At 63.0% G+C, this 21557-nt stretch carries 24 protein-coding genes; 15 read left to right on the plus strand and 9 right to left on the minus strand.

Annotated elements, in window-relative coordinates; all coding sequences use genetic code 11:
- Positions 1-184 precede the first annotated feature (184 nt).
- From HMPREF1531_RS01635 to HMPREF1531_RS01645, 3 genes are all read right to left on the minus strand, one after another.
- Complete coding sequence (locus tag HMPREF1531_RS01635; RefSeq protein ID WP_016668147.1) at positions 185-1486, minus strand: protoporphyrinogen/coproporphyrinogen oxidase; 1302 nt, start codon at positions 1484-1486, stop codon at positions 185-187.
- A 136-nt stretch (positions 1487-1622) separates the two neighbouring features.
- On the minus strand, positions 1623-2417 hold the full coding sequence (locus HMPREF1531_RS01640) for a hypothetical protein (RefSeq protein WP_016668148.1): 795 nt from the start codon (positions 2415-2417) through the stop codon (positions 1623-1625).
- Positions 2402-2815 carry a hypothetical protein gene (locus tag HMPREF1531_RS01645; protein ID WP_156860130.1) on the minus strand — a complete coding sequence of 138 codons (414 nt, stop codon included), beginning with the start codon at positions 2813-2815 and terminating at the stop codon, positions 2402-2404. Before HMPREF1531_RS01645 ends, HMPREF1531_RS01640 begins: the two co-directional genes overlap by 16 nt.
- Between HMPREF1531_RS01645 and HMPREF1531_RS13480 the strand changes: the two genes are divergently transcribed.
- From HMPREF1531_RS13480 to HMPREF1531_RS01655, 3 genes are all read left to right on the plus strand, one after another.
- On the plus strand, positions 2814-3071 hold the full coding sequence (locus HMPREF1531_RS13480) for a hypothetical protein (RefSeq protein WP_156860131.1): 258 nt from the start codon (positions 2814-2816) through the stop codon (positions 3069-3071). The two genes, HMPREF1531_RS01645 and HMPREF1531_RS13480, sit on opposite strands and share 2 nt — an antisense overlap.
- A gap of 197 nt (positions 3072-3268) precedes the next feature.
- The gene (gene rlmB, locus HMPREF1531_RS01650; RefSeq protein ID WP_016668150.1) at positions 3269-4204 is read left to right on the plus strand and encodes a 23S rRNA (guanosine(2251)-2'-O)-methyltransferase RlmB; all 936 of its coding nucleotides are present in this window, start codon (positions 3269-3271) and stop codon (positions 4202-4204) included.
- Positions 4205-4256: 52 nt separating this feature from the next.
- Complete coding sequence (locus tag HMPREF1531_RS01655) at positions 4257-5690, plus strand: glycine hydroxymethyltransferase (protein ID WP_016668151.1); 1434 nt, start codon at positions 4257-4259, stop codon at positions 5688-5690.
- Positions 5691-5830: 140 nt separating this feature from the next.
- Here the strand turns inward: HMPREF1531_RS01655 and HMPREF1531_RS01660 are convergent, their stop codons facing one another.
- Together HMPREF1531_RS01660 and HMPREF1531_RS13810 are read right to left on the minus strand one after the other, a co-directional pair.
- Entirely contained in the window at positions 5831-7552 is a 1722-nt protein-coding gene (locus HMPREF1531_RS01660; protein WP_016668152.1) for a DUF2207 family protein, read from the minus strand.
- Positions 7553-7801: 249 nt separating this feature from the next.
- Positions 7802-8041 (minus strand): hypothetical protein, encoded by a 240-nt coding sequence (locus HMPREF1531_RS13810; protein WP_036896961.1) that lies wholly within the window; start codon positions 8039-8041, stop codon positions 7802-7804.
- Between HMPREF1531_RS13810 and HMPREF1531_RS12675 the strand changes: the two genes are divergently transcribed.
- Complete coding sequence (locus HMPREF1531_RS12675) at positions 8040-8897, plus strand: neutral zinc metallopeptidase (protein WP_051123307.1); 858 nt, start codon at positions 8040-8042, stop codon at positions 8895-8897. The two genes, HMPREF1531_RS13810 and HMPREF1531_RS12675, sit on opposite strands and share 2 nt — an antisense overlap.
- Positions 8898-8942: 45 nt before the next feature.
- On the opposite strand, the gene ispF is transcribed toward HMPREF1531_RS12675, so the two are convergent.
- Positions 8943-9416 (minus strand): 2-C-methyl-D-erythritol 2,4-cyclodiphosphate synthase, encoded by a 474-nt coding sequence (gene ispF / locus HMPREF1531_RS01675; RefSeq protein WP_016668154.1) that lies wholly within the window; start codon positions 9414-9416, stop codon positions 8943-8945.
- Complete coding sequence (locus HMPREF1531_RS01680; RefSeq protein ID WP_232210208.1) at positions 9413-10153, minus strand: IspD/TarI family cytidylyltransferase; 741 nt, start codon at positions 10151-10153, stop codon at positions 9413-9415. Before HMPREF1531_RS01680 ends, ispF begins: the two co-directional genes overlap by 4 nt.
- Positions 10154-10325: 172 nt before the next feature.
- Here HMPREF1531_RS01680 and HMPREF1531_RS01685 point away from each other — a divergent pair, with 172 nt between their 5' ends.
- The 11 genes from HMPREF1531_RS01685 to HMPREF1531_RS01735 all read left to right on the plus strand — a co-directional run bounded on the left by HMPREF1531_RS01685 (position 10326) and on the right by HMPREF1531_RS01735 (position 19621).
- Positions 10326-11015: a triose-phosphate isomerase gene (locus HMPREF1531_RS01685; RefSeq protein ID WP_016668156.1), complete on the plus strand. Its 690-nt coding sequence runs from the start codon at positions 10326-10328 to the stop codon at positions 11013-11015.
- A 22-nt stretch (positions 11016-11037) separates the two neighbouring features.
- Complete coding sequence (locus HMPREF1531_RS01690; protein WP_016668157.1) at positions 11038-11883, plus strand: class II fructose-bisphosphate aldolase; 846 nt, start codon at positions 11038-11040, stop codon at positions 11881-11883.
- A 34-nt stretch (positions 11884-11917) separates the two neighbouring features.
- Positions 11918-12448 carry a YjbQ family protein gene (locus tag HMPREF1531_RS01695; protein ID WP_016668158.1) on the plus strand — a complete coding sequence of 177 codons (531 nt, stop codon included), beginning with the start codon at positions 11918-11920 and terminating at the stop codon, positions 12446-12448.
- A 68-nt stretch (positions 12449-12516) separates the two neighbouring features.
- Complete coding sequence (locus HMPREF1531_RS01700) at positions 12517-12777, plus strand: HPr family phosphocarrier protein (protein WP_016668159.1); 261 nt, start codon at positions 12517-12519, stop codon at positions 12775-12777.
- The gene (ptsP, locus tag HMPREF1531_RS01705; RefSeq protein WP_016668160.1) at positions 12774-14477 is read left to right on the plus strand and encodes a phosphoenolpyruvate--protein phosphotransferase; all 1704 of its coding nucleotides are present in this window, start codon (positions 12774-12776) and stop codon (positions 14475-14477) included. Before HMPREF1531_RS01700 ends, ptsP begins: the two co-directional genes overlap by 4 nt.
- 158 nt (positions 14478-14635) lie before the next feature.
- On the plus strand, positions 14636-15241 hold the full coding sequence (gene srlA, locus HMPREF1531_RS01710; RefSeq protein WP_016668161.1) for a PTS glucitol/sorbitol transporter subunit IIC: 606 nt from the start codon (positions 14636-14638) through the stop codon (positions 15239-15241).
- Complete coding sequence (gene srlE, locus HMPREF1531_RS01715; protein WP_016668162.1) at positions 15238-16248, plus strand: PTS glucitol/sorbitol transporter subunit IIB; 1011 nt, start codon at positions 15238-15240, stop codon at positions 16246-16248. Before srlA ends, srlE begins: the two co-directional genes overlap by 4 nt.
- A 28-nt stretch (positions 16249-16276) precedes the next feature.
- Positions 16277-16645 (plus strand): PTS glucitol/sorbitol transporter subunit IIA, encoded by a 369-nt coding sequence (locus HMPREF1531_RS01720; RefSeq protein ID WP_016668163.1) that lies wholly within the window; start codon positions 16277-16279, stop codon positions 16643-16645.
- 1 nt (position 16646) lies between these two features.
- Entirely contained in the window at positions 16647-17102 is a 456-nt protein-coding gene (locus HMPREF1531_RS12680; protein ID WP_016668164.1) for a transcriptional regulator GutM, read from the plus strand.
- Positions 17103-17116: 14 nt separating this feature from the next.
- Positions 17117-18421, plus strand: coding sequence for an NAD(P)H-dependent oxidoreductase (locus HMPREF1531_RS01730; RefSeq protein WP_016668165.1), 1305 nt, complete (start codon positions 17117-17119; stop codon positions 18419-18421).
- 219 nt (positions 18422-18640) lie between these two features.
- The gene (locus HMPREF1531_RS01735) at positions 18641-19621 is read left to right on the plus strand and encodes a sugar-binding transcriptional regulator (protein WP_016668166.1); all 981 of its coding nucleotides are present in this window, start codon (positions 18641-18643) and stop codon (positions 19619-19621) included.
- A 38-nt stretch (positions 19622-19659) separates the two neighbouring features.
- On the opposite strand, the gene HMPREF1531_RS01740 is transcribed toward HMPREF1531_RS01735, so the two are convergent.
- Complete coding sequence (locus HMPREF1531_RS01740) at positions 19660-20337, minus strand: response regulator transcription factor (RefSeq protein WP_016668167.1); 678 nt, start codon at positions 20335-20337, stop codon at positions 19660-19662.
- On the minus strand, positions 20334-21497 hold the full coding sequence (locus HMPREF1531_RS01745) for a sensor histidine kinase (RefSeq protein WP_198010962.1): 1164 nt from the start codon (positions 21495-21497) through the stop codon (positions 20334-20336). The genes HMPREF1531_RS01740 and HMPREF1531_RS01745 overlap by 4 nt, the downstream gene beginning before the upstream one ends.
- Between the last annotated feature and the right edge of the window lie 60 nt (positions 21498-21557).

Genomic DNA, 21557 nt, shown 5'->3' on the forward strand with positions numbered 1-21557 from the left:
GTATCGCCCTCTGATTTAGAGGGCCCCTATTGAAACAACCACCGGAGCACATCGATGAGTTTCTCGAAACCGGGGTATCGCCCTCAGATTTAGAGGGCCCCTAAGTAATAGATCGCTGACTAAAGAAGTCTCTCTAGTGCAACGTGACCGTCTGTCGCCTGACTCGATTTCAGGCAGCAGGCAGTCACGCTCTGCGGACGAGCAGCATCTCGGCTGCCCGAACACCGGCGAAAGCAGCCGAATCCGTCCATGGCCACGCCACAGAATCTCCTGCGAAAAGAATTCTGCTGCCTAGCTCTTCCTCACGCAGGGCAGCGATACGCGCCAGACGACCAGGTGGGCTCATCGGCATGGCGTGCGGTATGGATTGCACCAAACACGAAGCAGGATCATCAATCAGTGCATCGGCCAGGCTCGGGGCCCACGTCAGCAGGTGTCTGCGAGCCGCCTGCAGGATTTCCTCGGTTGGGGTAGCATCAAGCGCCCGAGCTGCCTCGGCGGTAAACATGCAGGTCACAACATCGCGATCCCCAAAAGCATGACCCGCGCGGGATGCGACAGCCAAGGCAGCAAGATCAGAGCCGCCAGGTTCAAACAAGACACCATATGCCCCACCGAGCTCATCGGGATGCAGATACCGATTGACCCCCAATGCGACGAGCAGCCCGGTGCTGTACGGCACATCGGCGACGGCACGCTGCACCGGATCCAATTCCATGATCCCCGGCAGAACCGTGCCGGGAACCGCGACAATCACCATCGGTGCCCGATGGACACCCGACGCAGTGTGCACTGCAACACCAGTCGCACACTCCTCGATGCGCACAACCGGCTCCCTCAACCGGACATCAAGACGAGCAGCCAAAGCATCGGTGAGCGTGGAAAGCCCACCGACAATGGTCAAGGTCTTCTGACGCAGCCCGTGAGCAGCCATCGCTGCCACCCCGGCAGCCGATGTGATAGCGGCATCCTGGAAATAGAAACCGTGGTACGCCGGTCGCCAGCTGCGCTCAAACAAAGTCCGCAACCCAAGACTGCGAGCCCACGAGAAAGCGGAGACCTCGTCAAGATCCACCCAATCCAGTGGATCAACGGTTCCACGATGACGCCGAAGCGCCGCAAATCTGCCCAGCCCGGGAACCAGGGACAGCATCGCGCTCCACGGCATCAGACCCGAGCCGAAGGCAGTGAAAGGTTTGCTCGCGGTAAACGAGTGAAGCCTTCCGCCGACAACAATCCCGCTGTTATCGCTGACCGGACGCAACTCGGCCCCTACCTCGTGGGCCAGCCCGGGAATAATCCGGTACGCGTCGGTGATGAAATTCGCCCCCACCTCGACGGTGCAGCCGTTCACCTCAACCGAATGGATACGCCCACCCGGGCGGTCCGCTGCCTCCAACACGACCACGTCGACATCTTGTTGCTGCAGCCGCCACGCGGCCACCAGCCCGCTGATCCCGGCTCCCACGACGATGACCTCTGGCATGACACAAACCTAGCTGCATCGACCGGGCGCGTTCGGCACGAAGCAAAAGTTCGGCCAAACCAACAGCACGGCGATGCGCCGAATGACACGCTACAAGCCCGCCAGGATTCCACATATCACCCCATCACGTGGTTCCTTAGCCGACGACGACTGCTTCAAATTCGGCGATTTCGAGGGTGGTGTTCGCGGTGCTGGTGAGCGGGATATCACCTGCTTGGCCTTGAGCCCACCACGTGGCAATCCAGTTCCCGGTGACCGTGATCGTGTACACCGCGGGGTCTTGGTAGACATGGCCGCAGGTGGGTGATTTCTTGCGGGGGTCTATGTTTGGTGGGCGTTGAGTGGTTGAGGTACAGGTGATGACGGTACCGTCACCCCAATCGACGGTGAGGCTGTCTTGGTGGGCGCTCAACTCGATGGCGATGCCATCTTCGGTGGTATGGGAACTCGTGTTGAACGCGTTAGTGACGTGCAGCCAAATCGGCATCCCAATGGCCAGGGCATTCCACTGGTTTTTCGCTGGATCCGGACCGATCACGATGGCCGGTGCCGGAACCTGCAAGCTGGCAGCCGCCTGGGCAGCAGCCACCGAAGCAGGAATATGAGGGTCGGCTTGGGTCTCGGCAAGCTTGCATCGCGTCACACCAGGTTCCGGCACGTAGCATCTGCTGAACGGCAACGGTTTCCCGGTGGCAACCGGCTGGGGCGGACCAGCAGCCCCGCCACCTTGCCCAGCCCCACCGGCACCTCCACCCGAGGTGGAACGGGTGGAAGCGTTCACCACCGCGGTATCCCCCGAACCACGGGTCGAGACATCACCGCGAGGATTCCGCTGAGCAGCCCCGGGGTCCTCGGCCTGTGCAGCAACAGGCAACACCAAAGCCAACAGAACACACCACGCGCCGAACAATGGCGTTATTCGGTGGGACATCGAGGCACCTCCTGGTCATCACGTGCGGTGAAGATCTTGAGCTTTCCTTGATCTGGTTTGAAGAAATGGACCGATGTCCAGATGCCGCCCTCCGACACCACAGCACCGCTCGAATCAAGAACCGGAGCATCACGGGTGTCGAGACAAACAAGCAAGGCCGCAGTGGAGTCCTGGTAGAACAGGCCCGGCTTAGGAATCACAGAGACCTGTGCCACGGTATCGGGCGATCCGCGCCATCCAGCTTGCTTCGCGGTCTCGAAGGAAGCCTTGCTAGCTGTGAGATAGTCGCCCATCAGCAACTCCTCCAACTCCGGCGGATACTGAGAAAAATCACCGCTCACCAGCGGATAATCCTCCAACTCGTAGACGCGCCGGAGCACTCGTTCTGCTTCCTGCATGCGTAACTGCACCTCGTCAACGCTGGGCGACACAGACGCAGACGGCATCACAGGGGTGCTGGCCACAGAATACGGAGCCTCACTCAGCCCCGGAGAGGCCCCATCACCGGAAGAACACCCGGCAACCAGCACGAGAAGAATCACCAAGACCAACGACGTCGAACCTCGCATAGCGACTCCCAAGGGGTGCGGAATCCCGATGAACCGATTCTGTCAGCCCAACACCACCCGCAACACCCCACTCAACAATCTGTGAACAAAACGCAGCCATACCAAGACCCGCACCCGACGACCACACCAACCCATGAACTCTTCCGACCGCCCTCAGATGGCCAGCCCACCGCCGACGAGCAGCCACGAACTTGCCCGCAGAACCGGTCCGCGACGAGCGATCCCACTAAGCTTGAAGCCGACCAGATGGCAACCGGCGCAAATTGCGGAAGGAATATGTCGATGGCAGGACGCAAAGTGGGGTCCGGTGGCCACCGCAAGCGCGGGCTCGCCGGGCGCGGCCCCACCCCCAAAGCGGAAGACCGCGTCTATCACAAGGCCTACAAGGCCAAACAGGCAGCCCAGTCGCAGTCAAACCAACGCGGGCGCACCCAGCGCACCACCTCACACGGCAAGGGAGCAGGTGCCGACTGGGTAGTCGGGCGCAATCCCGTCCACGAGGCCCTGCTGGCCAAGATGCCGATCAAGGCCGCCTACGTCGCCGAAGGAGCCGAACGCGACGACCGGCTGCGCGACATCTTCCGGTACGCAGCCGAACACTCCATCTCTTTGATGCAGACCACCCGGACCGAACTCGACCGGCTCACCGGCGGTGCCGTCCATCAGGGAATCGCCATCCAACTGCCCTCCTACGAATACCTCCACCCCGATGACCTGATGGCCGACGCCCTGCACGACGAAACCCATCCGGGTCTAGTCGTCGCTTTGGACGGAATCACCGATCCGCACAATCTGGGCGCGATCGTCCGCTCCGCCGCGGCCTTCGGTGCCCACGGGGTGATCATCCCCGAACGTCGTTCCGCCTCGGTCACGGCCGTCGCCTGGAAAGCCTCGGCCGGAGCACTCGCCCACACCCCCGTAGCACGCACCGTCAACCTCAACCGCACCCTGAGCGACTACGCCAAGGCTGGATTCATGGTGGTCGGGCTGGCCGGTGAGGGCGACACCGATATCTCCGGGATTCCCGGCGTCGACGGCCCACTGGCGCTGGTTGTCGGTTCCGAGGGCGACGGGCTCGCACGCCTCACCCGAGAACGCTGTGACGTGCTGGCCACCATCCCCATCACCAGCAATACCGAATCTCTAAATGCCTCCGTCGCAGCATCCATCTGTCTCTACGAGGTGGCACGCTGCCGCGGGAACATCGACCGGAACTGACTCGCAATCTGCCCGATATCCACCGCACCGAAGCAAACCGAAGGAGAATCGCATGACCCAAGACATCTCGGCCACCTACAAGTCATTGCTCGCGCAGGTGGCAAGCGTCGAGCCGCGCATTGCCGAAGCGATCGCCGCCGAACTCAATGACCAGCGTCATTCCCTGAAACTGATCGCATCTGAGAACTATGCCTCCTTGCCGACCCTGATCTCGCTGGGCACGTGGCTGTCCGACAAATATGCCGAGGGCACCATCGGGCACCGCTTCTACGCGGGGTGCCAAAACATCGACACCGTCGAATCGGTGGCCGCCGAACATGCCCGGGAATTGTTTGGCGCCGACTATGCCTACGCCCAGCCGCACTCGGGCATCGATGCCAACCTGGTCGCCTACTGGGCAATTCTCTCCCATGTCATCGAACGCCCATCCTTGGAGAAATTCGGTGCCAAGACCGTCAACGATCTCTCCGACGCCGACTGGAACCAGCTGCGTGCCGATCTGGGCAACCAGCGGGTGATGGGCATGAGCCTGGATGCCGGCGGCCACCTCACCCACGGTTTCCGCCACAACATCTCCGGCAAGATGTTCAACCAGCGTTCCTACGGCACCGACCCGGCCACCGGTCTCATCGACTACGCGGCCCTGCTCGCCGAAGCCAAGGAGTTCAAGCCGCTCATCCTGGTTGCGGGCTACTCCGCCTATCCGCGCCGGATTAACTTCGCCAAGATGCGCGAGATCGCCGACGAGGTGGGCGCGGTGCTCATGGTCGATATGGCCCATTTCGCCGGTCTGGTCGCCGGAAAGGTATTCACCGGCGAAGAGAACCCGGTCGCCTACGCCGACATCGTCACCACCACCACCCACAAGTCATTGCGCGGCCCACGCGGTGGTCTGGTGCTGGCCACCAAGGATTTCGCCGACGACGTGGACCGCGGGTGCCCGATGGTACTCGGCGGCCCGCTCGGCAACATGATGGCCGGTAAGGCCGTCGCCTTGGCCGAGGCCCGGACCCCTGCCTTCGTAAGCTATGCACAGCAGGTCGCCGACAATGCGCAGGCCCTCGCCGAAGGCCTGCGCAGGCGCGACGTGACCCTGGTCACCGGCGGCACCGACAACCACCTGGTGCTCATCGACGTGGCCTCCTCCTTCGGACTGACCGGCCGTCAGGCAGAAAATGCCCTGCTGGATTCCGGGGTGGTCACCAACCGCAACTCGATCCCCCGCGACCCGAACAGGGCTTGGTACACCTCTGGCATCCGGGTGGGCACCCCGGCGTTGACCAGCCGTGGTTTCACCACCGCCGATATGGATGTGGTAGCCGAGCTGATCACCGAAGCCTTGAAGGCCACCACCCCTGCGTCGACCGCTGCAGGAACCCCCGGCAAAGCGAAATACGTCATTGCCGATGGCGTCGCCGAGCGTGTTCATGCCCGCGCCGACGAACTGCTCGGCAACCACCCGCTCTACCCCGAATTGCAGTTGTGAATACAGCAGCGTGACCGGCCACCACACCAGTTCGGTCACGCTGTTGAACAGGAACCGCACCAGCAGCAGAAACCTGTTCCACAACGTGATGAGGGCCTCCCACCAACCAGCAGGAGGCCCTCATCACGTTCCAGCAGCGCTCAGCCGCGGGAGAACAATTTGCCCTGAACAGTAGTGACGAAACCATCGATCGAAGACGGCATGTCACTGAGCTGCCATGTGTCTGGTGCCCGGTACCACCCCAAGTCGTCGGGATCGGGCACACCCGGATCATCATCGGCATCCACCAAAGCTTCCAGCCAGCGCTCGAAGGAGCCGAGCACGATGGCATAGGGCAGCACCCGGGAGATCTCGGCGTAAGCATCGTCTGGGGGGACGTTCTTGGTGGGTTGGGTGGCCAGGGTCAACGACAACACCTCAAGGCCTTTCAACAGCGCGACGCCCTTATTGGTGCGACGCGGCATCTCCTGACCGATCCAGTACAAGGCGATCGCCAAACCGACCAGCACCAGGCCCAGCAGGCCGAAACTAGTGAAGATCACCAGCAACACCAAGACTGCCAGCGAGGCGATGATGGCACCGAAACCGATGCGCGACCAGTTGCTGCGCACATCGTCGGGGCGGGCAGCAAACAGCCCCTCCGAAACCACCTCGGCATAGATTTCGTCCTGCATCTTGGCAACCACTGGGTTGATGGCCTCGTTGACCTTGGACAGCACCACCGGCGCACTGTCAGCAGGAGCCAAGGCATCAATAATGGTGCGCTCATAGTTCTGCAGGCCCTCCATCGAGGAACCACGCTCGAAGGTCCAGTCGATCATCTGGTGATTGTTCTCGCGCGGGATCTCGATGATGGTGAGGTAGCCGCGTTGCGCCAAGTCGATGATGGTCGCGGTGATATCAATCGGGTCGACGCGCTCGTCGGCAAGGGTTCCAATCTCCCCGGGCCGCAACTTCTCTGCGAGGGTGAAGCTCTCCTGGCCAGCAGCGATCGGCTCGAAGCTGGCCACCAGGGCTGGCTTGATGTTGGTGGCATCAGCACCCAGCCTGCGATGCATGAAGTACAGGCCGAAACCACCCAGCGCCAGCAGCCCCAGAGCCAGGCCGAGCGGCAGTGGCCTGACAGAAAAGGCCCGGTCCAGTGACCAGTGCTCGGTAATCACCTGGTTGGGCTTGACCGCATCGGCGGAGGTGACGGCGGTGATCTCGACCACCTCACCCGGACCACGCGCACCGTCTTTGAAGGTCGGATGTGGCGAATTGAAAGTGCTTGCCGCATAGGAGCTACAGGTGCTCGTCGAGACCGGCGGGCCCGATTTGCAGCTCACGTCGTTCACCGGAGCACCCAACGGGAGGGCCATGCTCCCGCTCACCTCGCGGGCGCCGACGCTGAGTCCCTGCAACAACCGCCAAGAAAGCTCGGTGCGGGGGCCCTGGCCCTCAACCTGCTGCTGAGCCACGGCGGCACCGACGACCTTGTAGGAGATCTCCACGACCTTCGCTTTGGAAGCATCGACGCTCACCACGGTGTAGTCGCCATCGGTCTCCACCTTGGGCTTCAGGTCAGATTTCTGATCGCTCACCTTCACATCGCTGATGGTGTAGTTGAGCTGGGTTTTATCGAGCAGCTCACGGCTGTTGGCGATGCGCTGGGTCAGATCTGATGGCCCCGACATGGCGAAGGTGATCGTCTCGACAACCTCCATGGAACCATCACGAGCGACAGTTCCATCGACAACATAGGAATCAGCCATCTCGCCACCAGCATGGGCGACGGCGCCGAAACCGAACATCCCGGCGGCCACCGCAGCCGCCACGGCAAGCCCCACCAGGGGATTGGACCGCTGGAAACGATTCAACATGCACCTCTATTTTCCGAGGCGGGCGCTCCCCCGCCACCCGATGTGACGGAACCACCCGCGCAAAATTCACGACACCCGAGCTGGGGGAAGAACTGGATGCCCTGCCAAGCTATCGCACCCGCGGGCTAATGCCCAGTCGAGCCATCCAGTAACCATGAACCGGTCACCAGCTATGAACCAGCCACCAGCTATGGTTGGGCTCGTGAGTCAATGGGGTCAGCAAGGATATCGCCCTGCACCGCAGGGTTATCAGAACGCATACCAATGGGGCCTGCCGCGCAGCCAGGCTCCCCAGGAGTCGTGGGGCCGCAGGACCGGCCCGAGTTGGAGCGCGGCACCCACGACAAGCACGTGGAATCCGAACGTCGGCGCTTCGCCCACGCGGAGGTGGGCCCCACCCCAGTCTCGTCCGGAAGGTGGCGGGAAGACTCCGATCATATTCGCCATCCTTGTCGCACTGGGTTTCATCGTAGCGGCGACGGTGGTCATGCTGCTCATCCAGGGAGGTGGGCAGGCCAAGCCATCGGTTCCCACCGGGGGCTACCAGAACGAGGACTACCAGGTGCCGGAGGCCACCAAGAATCCCCCGGAGCTTCCCATCCCGGATACCTATGAGGAAGCCAAGCAGTGGATGCAGAGCAACGCCATCTACCAGGTATCACTGCACCAGCCGGTGGAGTGCACGGCGACCCCGATCGACCTGGAGAATGCCTCCACCGAAGCACTCGAGAAACACTTCAACGAGTTCACCGGTTGCTTGATGAAGGTTTTCGGCCCTGCTCTTGAGGAGGCCGGGTATACCCCGGTACGCCCGACGGTGACAATCTACAGCTCGGAGATCACCACCAAATGTGGTGAGGTTCCGATGCAGAATGCCGTCTACTGCGGAGCCGATCAGCAGGTCTACTACGCCGTCGATCTTCCCGATGTGATTCCTTCTAATCTGAAGAACACCAACTACATCGTGGAATCCGTGATCGCCCACGAATTTGGGCATGCCATCCAGGCCCGCACCGGGATTCTGGTTTCCGAACTCGCCTGGGAGCAGGAGTCTAGCGAGTCGACCGCGCTCAGCCTGTCTCGTCGTCTTGAGACCCAGGCCGATTGTTTCGCCGGCGAGTTCATCTCGACCGTCGCCCAGTCGGTAAGCATCGACAATCAGGGGATCGCCGATATCTCCAATTTGTTCTACGCCATCGGCGACGATCAGTTGAGCGGCGACCCGAACTACGAGGGGAACCACGGCCACGGCGATTCCCGTCAATCCTGGTTCTGGAAGGGATCCAGCAGTCCCAATATGGGAACCTGCAATACCTTCATCGCGAGTGATTCAGAGGTGAAATAGCCCTCACCAGCCATGATCATCCGGGCGAGGCGTCTTCGCCCGGAATCAGGCTGCCACAACCAAGGCCGTAGCGATCGCCGCGACTCCCTCGTCACGGCCAGTAAACCCGAGGTGGTCGGTGGAGGTCGCGGAGACCGACACCGGGGCACCCAGGGCTCGGCTGAGCACTGCCTCGGCCTCGGTACGCCGAGCGGCCATCCGGGGGCGCTGCCCGATGACCTGGACAGCAACGTTGCCCACTCGCCACCCGGCGGCCTCAACACGACGCCGGGTCTCGGTCAGGAAGGCAACCCCCGAGGCGCCAGCCCATTGAGGCTCCTTGGTGCCGTAGTTAGATCCCATATCGCCCAACCCGCATGCCGACAGCAGGGCGTCGCACATGGCATGGGCGACGACATCGCCATCCGAATGACCAGCGAGCCCCATTGGTTCTTCCGGGAAATACAATCCAGCCACCCACATCCCCACGTCGGCCACCAGCCGGTGGACATCGGTGCCGATACCGGTGCGGATGTTCACGGAAGTCTCCGCCTGAGCCTGCGACCCGAGTGGTGCCCAAGGGCCGAACGCACCTTCCATAGGGCCTCAGCGACGGTCATATCGGTCGGCTCGGTGATCTTCATCGATAACCTGGACCCCGGCACCAAGGTCACCGCGTGACCAGCAAGTTCAGCGCAGGACACATCGTCGGTGAAGGGTTCAGCAGTGCTCGCCATTCTCTCGTGGGCCTCCCAGATGACCTCCATCGGGAATCCCTGGGGGGTCTGGACGGCACGCAGCCGATCGCGGTTGACCGGGGAATTACCTTCGTCTTGGACCATCCGCATCGAATCGGTGACCGCCAGCGCGGGAGCCACCGCATCGGCACCCTCCTGTACGGCCTTGATGACCGAGTGAACAACTGATGCGGGCACCATGGGGCGTACCGCGTCGTGGATCAACACAACATTCGCAGCAGACATCTCGGGATCAGAGCGAACCGCCCTCAGGCCATTGTGGGCTGAGGCCTGACGCGACGCTCCACCAAAGGCTTGCACGACAGGGATCGGCATAGCTGACAACTCAGGCCCCAGTTCCCTAGCCACCTTCTCGTTGACCACCACGACGGCGTGGGTACATCCCCCCGCGGCCATCGCCTCGACGGACATCGCCATCAATGCCCGACCGGTGAGCTTCAGGGCCGGTTTGGATACCGGCCCACCGTAGCGAACACCGAGGCCAGCCCCCACGATCACGGCAACGACTGGTTCGGACATGCACATGAGTTTGCCATAGCTCTGAGTTGTCACCATCGTCGGGGGCTCAGCATGCCGTGACCTGCACAGATTCGCTCTTGCGGAACGGATGTGCGTGTGCAAGGATCGATCCATCACAAGAATTCTCATCAACATGCACATATGTGCACTATCCAATGGAGGATGGTTTCAGATGGGCAAGCAGGACAGCTTTACCGCACCGTTCCTCATCGTCAATCCCAAGGCGTACCTGGGCAGCGCGGAAACCCTCGAATTGGCCCGGCTGACCGATGAACTCGCCGCCCAGTTCGGGATCGACGTCATCTTCACCGCCCAGCACGTTGATCTTCGCATGGTGGCCGAGGCTACCGAGCATGTGACCGTCACCGCCCAGCACATGGACCCGATCCGCAAAGGCCGCGGAATGGGCCACATCCTCCCCGACTCCCTAGTCGAGGCCGGAGCCCGGGCGGTGGTGCTCAACCATGCCGAACACCCGCTCCAGCTAGCAGTCCTCGACGAAACCATTGAGCGAGCCAAAGAGGTGGGACTGATGACCATCGTCTGCGCCGATTCCGAGGCCCAGTGCCGCGCCGTCGCCCATCTGCATCCGACGATGATGATCTGCGAGCCCACCGCGAACATCGGCACCGGCCGGATGGACGCCAGCGACTACATCAAACGCACCACCAAGGTAGTCAAGGAGGTCGACCCATCGATCCTGGTCATCCAGGCCGCCGGGGTAACCGGCGCCGATGACATCATCCGGGTGCTGGCCCAGGGAGCTGACGGCTCGGGAGGCACCTCCGGAATCGTCAAGCATCCCGACTGGCGTCAGGTACTGACCGAAATGATGACCGTCATCGCTGCTCACAAGGCCTGAATCAATCCACAGGAGAACACGCATGATCATCGGACTCGACGAGGCGCTGGCCTTCGCAGAAAACAAGAACATCGGCCTAGCGGCAATCAACACCCCCTTCTTCGAGGGGCTGCTGGCCACCATCGAAGCCACCGAGAGGGTCGGGGTACCTGTCATCCTCCAATTCGCCCAGGTGCACGAGCCAATCGTTTCCATCGAGGACATGGGCCCGGCGATGGTCGAACTTGCCAAGCGTTCCGAAGCCCCCTTCGTACTGCACATCGACCACGGTGCCGACATCGACTACATCCGCACCGGCCTAGACATCGGCTTCAACTCAGCGATGATCGACGGCTCCACCCACGACTACGACACCAACGTCGCCATGACCCGCGAGGTGGTGGAGATGGCCACCGAACGCGGAATCAAGGTGGAAGGCGAGATCGGGGTGATGACCGGCAACGAAAACGGTGATCCCAGCCAGGGCGTCGCCGATTCCACGCTGTACACCGATCCCGAGGTCGCCGCCGAATTCGTCAGGGCCACCGGGGTAGATTGCCTGGCCGCATCCTTCGGCACGGTGCACGGGGTCTACCGCCAGAAACCGGAACTCGATTACGCCCTGATCGCCGAGCTACGCAGAGCCACCGGGGTTCCGATCGTCATGCACGGCGGATCGGGGCTCAGCAAGCAGGAGTACCACGAATGCATCCGCCACGGCGTGCGGAAGATCAACTACTACACCTATCTGGCCAAGGCAGCCTACGACGCGGTCCTTCCCCTGGTGGATGATCCCGGCATCATCCTTTTCTCAGACCTCGCCGTCGCCGCGCGCACCGGGGCCCTATCCAATGCAGCCGAGTTCATCGAGACCTGCGCAGCCGTTTGACACACAACCACCACACAGATCGGAGTGGTCACCGATGACCGTCTTCCACAAGACCTTGGGGCTTACCTCCCACGGAGGCACCCCCAGCTTCCTCGACATCACCGAGCAGGTCCGCGCGGCGGTAGCCGAATCCGGCATCGCCAATGGGATCGTCGCTGTCATGTCACCACACACCACCTGCTCGATCTACTACGACGAATGGGTGCACGATGAATACCCTGACGGCACCGACTACCTGCAGCACGACCTCGGCATGGTGCTGGAGAAGATCATTCCCGCCCAGCAGGATTTCCCTCCTGCCGACGGCTATTCCTACCCCGGCATCAAACACTTCGAAGCGGTAGAGGCCTGGCCATCGGCCCCCGAATACCTGCCCGGTGGCGACCGTCGCAATCTGCTCAACGCCGACGCCCACCTGAAAGCCTCGGTGATCGGTTCCTCCTCAACCTTCCCGGTCATCGACGGGGCGCTGGGCTTCGGCGTCACCGGCTACATCTTCTTCGTCGACTGGGACCGTGCGCGGGAACGATCTCGCAAGTGCCAGCTGACCATCATCGGCGAATAAAATCCCACCACACCTGGCAGCCGACCACCAGCATCGGCCCGGAAGAATCAAAGGAAAAGAGGCACGACATGCCCAGCATCGAAGCAACCGTCCGAGCCGCAGAAGGCCTCCATGCCCGTCCCGCATCCCTATTCGTCCAGGCGGCCAAGAAGGCTAAGGTACCGGTGACGATCTCCATGGGCGACAGCGAACCGGTCTCCGCAGCCTCAATGCTGCGGGTTCTCACCCTGGGCGCAAAATGTGGCGACACTGTCACGCTCAGCGCCGAGGGCGAGGGCGCCGAGGAGGCCCTCGCGGAACTCGCCAAGGTGTTGGCGGAGGTCGAATGATGACCGTGCTCACTGGCATCGGTGTCGGTTCAACAGCCGCTGCGGGGCCCTGCGTGCAGTTCACCCCGCCGGTTAACGCCCCCACCGACGAAGCTGTGCCTTCCGGACCTGAGCAATTGGCCACCGCCACCGAAGCCATCAGATCGGCTCTCGGCAAGGTCTGCGCGGAGCTGTCGGCGGCAGCCGAAGTGAATGCGGGCCAGACCCTGGGTGATGTGCTGGCCGCTACCGCCGAGATGGCCAGTGACCCCGAATACGCCGAACTGGCCATCGGCCACCTGGCCACACATGGCCCGGCCAATGCGCTCACCGTGGCCACCGAGGAGTTTGCCACGATGTTCCGGGCGATTGGCGGGTACATGGCAGAACGAGTCGCCGATCTGAACTCGGTCCGTGACCGGGCCGTCGCCCACATCCTGGGAGTCGAAAGCGGTGGCCTCGCCGAGCTCACCGAACCTGCGGTGGTCGTCGCCCACGAGCTAACCCCGGCAGATACCTCGGGGCTGGACATGTCGAAGGTCATCGCCTTGGTCACCGAGGTCGGCGGCCCCACCTCGCATACCGCGATCATTGCCCGCCAGCTCGGGCTGCCCTGCGTGGTGAAGGTAGATGGGGCGACGACAGTACCTGCCGGAACCGTCCTCGCCGTCGATGGGGCCCGTGGCCAGGTGATTGTTGATCCCGACGAGCGCACCCTGGCCGCGATCCAGGAGCGGATGGAGCGCTACGCGAGACTGCTCGACGACGATCGCCCGGGAGCGACCAGCGACGGGCATCCGGTTCAGTTACTGGCAAATATCGGTACCACGGCAGATGCCCGGGCAGCGGCAAGCCAGCCCGTGGAAGGAATCGGGTTGTTCCGCACCGAATTCATGTTCCTGGATTCAGACCAGGAGCCCTGCATCGAGGTCCAAGCCGAGGCCTACCGCGAGGTGTTGTCTGCCTTCGCCGGACGCAAGGTGGTGGTGCGCACCCTGGATGCCGGGGCAGACAAACCACTGGCCTATGCGAATCTGAGCATTGAGGCCAATCCGGCCCTCGGGCAGCGGGCCTACCGGCTGGTCCGCAGCGTGCCACATCTGATGGCTCATCAACTCACTGCCCTGGCCCAGGCCATTGATGCCTGCCCCAACACCGAAACCTGGGTCATGGCCCCGATGATCTCGACCGCTACCGAAGCAGCCGATTTCATGGCCAGGGCCGAGGCCGCGGGCCTGGGAGGCAAGGCACGCATCGGCATCATGGTGGAGGTGCCAGCCGCCGCGCTGTGCGCCGACGAGGTGCTGTCCACGGTGCAGTTCGCATCCATCGGCACCAACGATCTTGCTCAGTACACGATGGCCACCGACCGTGAGCTGGGCGCCCTCGCTGATCTCATCGACCGTTGGCAGCCCGCGGTGCTGCGGCTGGTAGCGCAAACCGCCGAGGCCGGGCAGCGCACCGCGACCCCGGTCGGGGTGTGCGGCGAATCGGCATCCGACCCACTGATGGCCTTGGTGCTCGTCGGAATGGGGATCACCTCCCTGTCGATGTCCACCGCATCAATCCCCGCCGTCCGCTTCGCCCTACGGCACACCTCCTTGGAAACCTGCCAGCAGATGGCCCGAGCAGCGCTGGGGGCTGCCGATTCCACCGAAGCCGTGTCCGCCGTCCAGAACCTGCTCAACGAGGAGGTGAGGCAGGCTATGGCGTTGGAATGACAGGCCGGTCGGCCTGTCATCCGGTCACCGGAGCCGAGGGGCTCCGCGACCGGGCACCCGCGAAGGAGCCGATGGCGCACTCAGCGCCGGATGCTCCGGATGCACTTGGCCGGGGCCACCGTCCCGGACGATGATCCTCCGAGACCAAAGGAGTTCTCATGGGTGACAATCCCGTGATGCGAGCCATCACTTGGTTCGCCGAACACTTCATCGGGCTGTTCAACGAAGCCGCGAAGTCGTTCACCTCTCTCGCCACCGGCATCATCCCGTTGCTGATGGTGATGCTCACCGCGATGTACGCAATCACCACATGGATCGGCGAGGAACGCGTGAACCACGCCATGCAGTGGGCCGGGCGATTCGCCATCACCCGCTACACCGTGATGCCTTTCTTGGCGATGCTGCTGCTAACCAATCCGATGGCCTACACCTTCGGGCGGTTTCTGCCCGAGCGTTACAAGCCTGCCTTCTATGACGCCACCGTCTCTATGTGTCACCCAATCACCTCGCTATTCCCGCACGCCAACGCGGGCGAGATCTTCGTGTGGACGGGCGTATCGGCCGGGGTAATGCAGGTGGCTCCCGGCAAATATGCCACCTTGACGATCTTGTATTTCCTCGTCGGATTGGTGGTCATCGCTATCCGCGGATTCGCCACCCAGTGGATGACCGCGATCCTCATCAAGCGTGGCGGCCACGAGGATATCTTCAAGAAATATGACGAGGCCTACGCTTCCGGCCACATCCAAGGAGGTGTCGCATGAGCTACCAGAGCGTGAAGATCGTCAAGGGCAACGGCGGCTGGGGCGACGACATGATCCTCACCCCAACCGACGAGAAGAACGTCGTCTTGTCGGTCACCAACGGCGGCATCCACCCGGTGGCGGCGCGCATCGCCGAGTTGTCGGGAGCCGAGGCCGTCGACGGGTTCAGCAACCATGTCGACGATGCCCGTGTGATGGCCGCAGTGATCAACTGTGGCGGCACAGCCCGCATCGGGGTATACCCCAAAAAGCGGATTCCTACCGTCGACGTCTACCCGGGTTCTCCGACAGGACCACTCGCCAAATTCATCACCGCCGATATCTTCGTGTCGGCCGTGGGCGTTGACCAGGTAACCACCGCGCAGGCCACGGAAGCCACCACAACGGACGTCACCGAGGCCACCACCACACAGGCAGAGCCCGAGCCCGTCGCTGAGCGGCCGAAGACCGTCTCCCAGACCCAGCTCGAACAGGGCGGTTTCATGAGCCTGGTGGTGCGCTTCGGCAATGTGATCGGTTACCTGATCAACACCCTGCTTTCCTCGGGTCGTCAGGCCCTGGACATCATCTTGAAGACAGTGCTTCCGTTCATGGCCTACGTCGCCCTGCTCATCGGCATCGTCAACTACACCGGTATCTCGAATGCGCTGGCCACCTGGGTAACTCCGCTGGCCTCAAATCCGATCGGCCTGGTGCTGCTGGGTGTCATCGTCGGCCTGCCATTCCTGTCACCGGTGCTCGGCCCGGGTGCAGCCATCGCCCAGGTGATCGGCGTGCTGATGGGCCAGCAGATCGCGGCCGGGGCGCTTCCGGTGCAATACGCCCTGCCGACGCTATTCGCGATCGACGGTCAAGTCGGCTGTGACTTCGTTCCGGTGGGGCTGTCCCTGGGCGAAGCCCAGCCCGAGACGGTGTCGGTGGGTGTGTCCGCGGTACTGTTCACTCGTCTGGTGACCTCACCGCTCGCGGTGTTGATCGCCTACCTGGCATCCTTCCTGCTCATCTGAACCCAGCCTCCAACCAGAGGAGACACACATGACAACCCTATGGAAAGCCGATGTCACCAAGGTCGGCCCCGACGCCGCCGAGATGCTTGAGGCCGGAGTCATCATCCTGTTCGGCGAACCCGTTCCCGAGGCCCTGGCCGACGTGAGCGTGGTTCACACGAACGCCACGGAGTTGATCCGCCCCATCGCGGCAGGTGACCAGCTACACCTGGCTGGAAGCACCTGGACGATCGACGCGGTAGGTGGACGAGCCTGCGAAAACCTCACCGAACTCGGCCATATCGTGGTCTACATCAACCAGCCCGAACAAGAATTGCTCCCCGGGGCGGTCCTGGCGAGTGGGCCGGATCCGACCGCACCGGCCCAGGGTTCGGCCATCGAGTTCACCGGAGCCTGAGATGAACGGTGTCGACTGGCGATTCCCCGCGATTCTCGTCGCGGCGATGCTCATCGGAGTGGCGCTCACCTGGCTCCAGATGCGCTCCTACAACGCCGAACTCCGCAAGGCATCGACTGCCATGACAGGCGAGCACCTGATGCTCGTCTCTGGCCGGGGGCGGTCCATGGCCGGAGGCGCGATCCTCATCGCCATCGTCGACACCGCCACCCGGCAGGTCGTCTGGGCCCGGGCCATGTCCGGGGCGACGGTCTTCGCCCGCTTCCGTGACCGGCCCGAACTGCTGGGGTCGGTCGACGGGGCGGCGGAGCGGGTTCATGGCCGCCAACTGAAGGCCGCCGTCGAGATGGCGATGGTCCAACTCAATCTGCACAAGAACATAACCCAGCCCGCCAGAACCGCTTCCGGGCTGACTCGAAAAGCACCGGCAACCGCCCCTCGGCCCGATGCGCAGTGATTGAAAGGAATGACATGGGTTACACGAAGGGACTGCTGGCCCGCCAGGCCGAACTGGGACGCCCGGTGCGGGTAGGCGTTGTCGGTGCCGGGCAGATGGGTTCGGGGCTGGTCGCCTCGATCCAGAAGGCACCAGGAATGGCCGTAGCAGCCGTCGCCGACATCGTGCTCGACAAGGCGACATCCGCGCTACACAATGCCGGGCGCGACGATGTCGTGGTCGCCGACACCGATCTCGGCGCTGCCGCCGAGGCGATTGCCAAGGGCAAATCGACGGTGATCTCCGACGGGCTCAAGATGCCCGAGCTGCCGGTCGACATCGTGGTGGAGGTATCGGGTGTGCCGGAGATCGCCGCACAGATCGCCTACACCTGCATCACCCACGCCAAGGATGTGGCCCTGATGACCGTAGAGGCCGATATCACCGTCGGTCCGCTGCTGTCGCAGATGGCCAATGCTGGCAACTCGGTCTACACGGTGATGCGCGGCGACGAACCGGTCGAGTGCCTCAAGCTCGTCGAATACGCCGAGGATCTCGGGCTCACCGTGGTGTGCGCTGGCAAGGGAAAGAACAACGTCAACATCCCACACTCGGTGCCCGAAGACAACGAAGCCGAGGCTGCACGCAAGAAGATGAACCCGCGCATGCTCACCGAGTTCACCGACGGCACCAAAACCCAGCTAGAGATGGCGGCCCTGTCCAATGCGACGAATCTGCCGGTCGAGGTGGAGGGCATGCATGGCCAAGAGATCCCGCTCAAGCAACTCGCCGAAAAGCTGATTCCCGCAGCCGACGGGGGCATCCTCGACTTCGGGAAGGGCGCAGTGGTCGAATACGTGACCGGCGACGTGGCCCCCGGAGTCTTCGCCATCGTGAAATCCGATTCCGAGGTGATCACCGAGGAACTCGACTACCTGAAGCTCGGGCACGGGCCCTACTACCTGTTCTACCGGCCGTGGCATATCGCCTCCATTGAGGCACACCTGTCCATCGCCGAGGCGGTGCTGAACCGTCAGGCTGATTTCCAGTCCACCTATGTGTGCACCGAGGTGGTGGGCCGGGCAAAGGCTGAGCTCAAGGCCGGAACGACCCTGGAGGGCATGGGAGGGCACCACTTCTACGGGTGGGCCATTCCCGCCGAACGCGCCCGGGAACTTAACGCGGTGCCGATCGGGCTTCTGCAACACTCCACGCTGATAGTGGACAAGCCGGTCGACGAGATCATCACCTACGACGACATCAAGATCGACGAGACCCGTCCGCTGGTGGCGATGCGCCGCCTACAGGATGCGCTCGTCGCCAGGGGGGTCCTGGGCTGACGATAGTTCCGGATTGTCACGCGGTGGAGTTCCAAGAAAAGCCGGGATTCCACCGCGTGATATCACGTCGTGGCCCTGGGCTCGCAGACCGGAGTCGATGCGACGGGGTGGACCCCATTCGACGATCATCGCCAGCCCAAGCACCGAAGCAACTTGCAATCCTGTGCTGCGGGCCCTCACCATTGCTCATGACCCCCAGTCCCGAGCAGGAGGAGCGTCGTGTCGACACGTCGTGACAGGCAGCAGCTGGTCGAGGCAGCTCGGTTGTACTACCTGGAGGGCATGGACCAGGGCCAGATCGGCAAACGGCTGCAGCTATCAAGATCGACGGTCTCCCGGATGCTGTCGGAGGCCCGGGAATCCGGCCTGGTGAAGATCACCATCGCCGGAGTCGAGCACATTGACCGCAATCGCGACCTTGAATCCGCTTTGATGAGCACCTTCACCCTGAGCGAGGCGCTGGTCTGCGAAACCCAGGCCCCAACACCCACCCTGCGCGACGTCGCCAGGCTCGGCGTGCGGGCCTTCGCCCACCGCGCCCCGCGGGCCTCCCGGATCGGCTTCAGTTGGGGCACCACCGTGGGGGCACTCATCGACGAACTTCCCGAGATGGAGCTGCCGGAACAGACCCGTCTGATTCCTCTGGTGGGCGGCATGCCGACCTTGGACACCGCCCCATCGGGCAATACGAATATGGAGGTCGTCGCCGCGAAGTGTTCGGTCACCGCCGACCACTTCTACGCCCCGGCCATCGTCGAATCACCGCTCACCCAGCAGGCAATGATGAGCGAGACCTCGGTGCGTGAGGCCCTGGAACGGGCGGCCAGTTGTGATCTGGCCTTCGTCGGCATCGGAGGCTACCAATACCAAACCTCCAAACAAGTCGTCACCGCGATGAAACTCGCCGAAGACGAAGTAGCGACGCTGGCCGCCAGCCAACCAGTCGGCGACATGCTCGGGCGCTATTTCGACATCCAGGGATGCCCCGTCGGCGCCCCTACCGCAGACCGGGTGATCGGCCTCGACCTGGAAGCGCTGGCCAGGATCGACGTCGTGGTGGGCCTAGCCTCGGGCAAGGAGAAGGCGGCTGGAGTGCTGGGCGCCCTGCGTACCGGGGCGCTCGATCTGCTCATCGTCGATGAGCAGTTGGCAGCCGCAGTGCTGGCACTCAATTCCCGATCCCCCATCCGGTCTTGCTGATTGGATGCTGCATCACTAGATCGTGCGACGCCCAGACCTCATGCCTCGTACCGGTAGCCGAGCCCGCGCACGGTGAGCAGCCGGGTGGGGTTGCCGGGATCGGGTTCGATCTTCGCCCGGAGCCGCTTCACGTGGACATCCAAGGTTTTGGTATCCCCCACGTAACCGGCGCCCCAGACCCGGTCGATGAGCTGGTCCCGGGTCACCACTCGCCCGGCATTGCGCATCAACACCTCAAGCAGCTCGAATTCCTTGAGCGCCAGCCGCACCACGGCACCATGCACCGAGACCTCGTGACGATCGATGTCCATCCGGACCTCCCCCACCTCAATGACACCGGGAGGAATCGCCGGATCCTGCCCGCGCCGCAGCACGGCACGTATTCGAGCCACCAGCTCCCGCTGGGAGAACGGCTTGGTGACATAGTCGTCGGCGCCGATCTCCAGGCCCACCACCTTGTCGACCTCGGAATCCCGGGCGGAAACCATGATCACCGCAACATTGCTGCGGGCCCGCAATCTGCGGCACATCTCGGCGCCATCCATCCGGGGCATCATCCAGTCGAGCAGCACCAAGTCGGCTCCGGTGCGTTCGTATTCCGCCAGCCCGGCAACCCCGTCGGCGGCCTGGCTCACCTCAAAACCCTCCTTGGCGAGCATGTATGCGATGGCCTCACGATAGGAGTCCTCATCCTCGACGACCAGGATGCGGCTCACGGCTCACCTTCCCCTGCAGTGACTTCGGGCTCGGCGGCCAAGGCAGGCAGCAAGATGGTGAAGGTTGAACCCTGGCCAGGGCTGGACCACAAGCTGATGGTTCCGCCATGAGCACCGACGATGTGCTTGACGATCGCCAGGCCCAGACCGCTGCCGCCGGACGCCCGGGAACGGGCGTCGTCGACCCGGTAGAAGCGCTCGAAGACTCGCTGCTGCTCCTCGGGGCTGATGCCAATGCCGTTGTCGGCGACGCGGATCTCGACCATGGACTCCTCGTCGACGACCACCATCCGCGTCGTGATGGCCACGCGCGCCCGGTCCTCGGAGTAGGTGATGGCGTTGGTAACGAGGTTCTCGACGGCGGAAACCAGTTGCTCGGTGTTCCCAGGCAGACAAAGTCCTGATTGCCCGGACACATTCAGCATCATCTGCCGGGCATCGGCCAACTCGCGGCAATGATCGATGGCAGTCGCGAGCACCTCGTCGAGGTTGACCGGGCCCGGCAAGAACAGCGGATCGTGGGACTGCAGCCGCGACAACTCGATAATCTGGGCAACCAGCCCATTCAACCGATCAGCCTCAGAAATCATCCGCTCCGAGAAACGCTCCACCGCCCGCGGATCATCGACCGCCTGTTGCACCGCTTCGGCCAGCACTCGCATGGCCCCCACCGGGGTCTTCAGTTCGTGGGAGACATTGGCGATGAAATCTCGTTTGATGTCGTCGGTGCGCTGTCGCACGGAGCTATCGTCGGCGAAGACCAGCACCATGCCGTCGATCAGTGGGGCGATCACTGCACGTACCTCTAGCACCGGCACCCCGATCTCTTGCCGCACGCTCAGCGGGATGCGCCGGGTTTCGCCCGATTCACGCACCGCACGCACCTCGTCGAGCAGCAAGTCCGGGGCGATCCTGGTGCCACGGGCAACTCCGAAGGCCTTCGCTTGGGCGTTGGCGTGGAAGAGTTCGTCGTGCGGGCCGACGACGACGGCTGCGGTCTCCTCTAACACGTCGAGGGCGACGGCAAGCTGTTCGTGGACCCTCGGTGGTTCGGTGTTCAGCACATCCTCGATCCCGGTTCTGCGTCTCAGCCATGCCACGACCGGCGCATGGGACAAGCCGATAGCCAGCGCGATGAGGGCGACGAGGATGATCTCCACATCTCGCATCATAGGGCGCCCAGCGCGAGGCTCCACGGGTTGAGCACTGCGCCAGCTTGC

This window comes from Propionibacterium sp. oral taxon 192 str. F0372, from assembly GCF_000413315.1.
Classification (GTDB): Bacteria; Actinomycetota; Actinomycetes; order Propionibacteriales; family Propionibacteriaceae; genus Brooklawnia.

Excerpts from the sequence above, each read along its gene's own strand:
- HMPREF1531_RS01635 (WP_016668147.1), bottom strand. The coding sequence starts at position 1,486 with ATGCCAGAGGTCATCGTCGTGGGAGCCGGGATCAGCGGGCTGGTGGCC.
- HMPREF1531_RS01640 (WP_016668148.1), bottom strand. The coding sequence starts at position 2,417 with ATGTCCCACCGAATAACGCCATTGTTCGGCGCGTGGTGTGTTCTGTTG.
- HMPREF1531_RS13480 (WP_156860131.1), top strand. The coding sequence starts at position 2,814 with ATGCGTAACTGCACCTCGTCAACGCTGGGCGACACAGACGCAGACGGC.
- HMPREF1531_RS01645 (WP_156860130.1), bottom strand. The coding sequence starts at position 2,815 with ATGCAGGAAGCAGAACGAGTGCTCCGGCGCGTCTACGAGTTGGAGGAT.
- rlmB (WP_016668150.1), top strand. The coding sequence starts at position 3,269 with ATGGCAGGACGCAAAGTGGGGTCCGGTGGCCACCGCAAGCGCGGGCTC.
- HMPREF1531_RS01655 (WP_016668151.1), top strand. The coding sequence starts at position 4,257 with ATGACCCAAGACATCTCGGCCACCTACAAGTCATTGCTCGCGCAGGTG.
- HMPREF1531_RS01660 (WP_016668152.1), bottom strand. The coding sequence starts at position 7,552 with ATGTTGAATCGTTTCCAGCGGTCCAATCCCCTGGTGGGGCTTGCCGTG.
- HMPREF1531_RS12675 (WP_051123307.1), top strand. The coding sequence starts at position 8,040 with ATGCTGCTCATCCAGGGAGGTGGGCAGGCCAAGCCATCGGTTCCCACC.
- HMPREF1531_RS13810 (WP_036896961.1), bottom strand. The coding sequence starts at position 8,041 with ATGACCACCGTCGCCGCTACGATGAAACCCAGTGCGACAAGGATGGCG.
- HMPREF1531_RS01680 (WP_232210208.1), bottom strand. The coding sequence starts at position 10,153 with ATGTCCGAACCAGTCGTTGCCGTGATCGTGGGGGCTGGCCTCGGTGTT.
- HMPREF1531_RS01685 (WP_016668156.1), top strand. The coding sequence starts at position 10,326 with ATGGGCAAGCAGGACAGCTTTACCGCACCGTTCCTCATCGTCAATCCC.
- HMPREF1531_RS01690 (WP_016668157.1), top strand. The coding sequence starts at position 11,038 with ATGATCATCGGACTCGACGAGGCGCTGGCCTTCGCAGAAAACAAGAAC.
- HMPREF1531_RS01695 (WP_016668158.1), top strand. The coding sequence starts at position 11,918 with ATGACCGTCTTCCACAAGACCTTGGGGCTTACCTCCCACGGAGGCACC.
- HMPREF1531_RS01700 (WP_016668159.1), top strand. The coding sequence starts at position 12,517 with ATGCCCAGCATCGAAGCAACCGTCCGAGCCGCAGAAGGCCTCCATGCC.
- ptsP (WP_016668160.1), top strand. The coding sequence starts at position 12,774 with ATGATGACCGTGCTCACTGGCATCGGTGTCGGTTCAACAGCCGCTGCG.
- srlA (WP_016668161.1), top strand. The coding sequence starts at position 14,636 with ATGGGTGACAATCCCGTGATGCGAGCCATCACTTGGTTCGCCGAACAC.
- srlE (WP_016668162.1), top strand. The coding sequence starts at position 15,238 with ATGAGCTACCAGAGCGTGAAGATCGTCAAGGGCAACGGCGGCTGGGGC.
- HMPREF1531_RS01720 (WP_016668163.1), top strand. The coding sequence starts at position 16,277 with ATGACAACCCTATGGAAAGCCGATGTCACCAAGGTCGGCCCCGACGCC.
- HMPREF1531_RS12680 (WP_016668164.1), top strand. The coding sequence starts at position 16,647 with ATGAACGGTGTCGACTGGCGATTCCCCGCGATTCTCGTCGCGGCGATG.
- HMPREF1531_RS01730 (WP_016668165.1), top strand. The coding sequence starts at position 17,117 with ATGGGTTACACGAAGGGACTGCTGGCCCGCCAGGCCGAACTGGGACGC.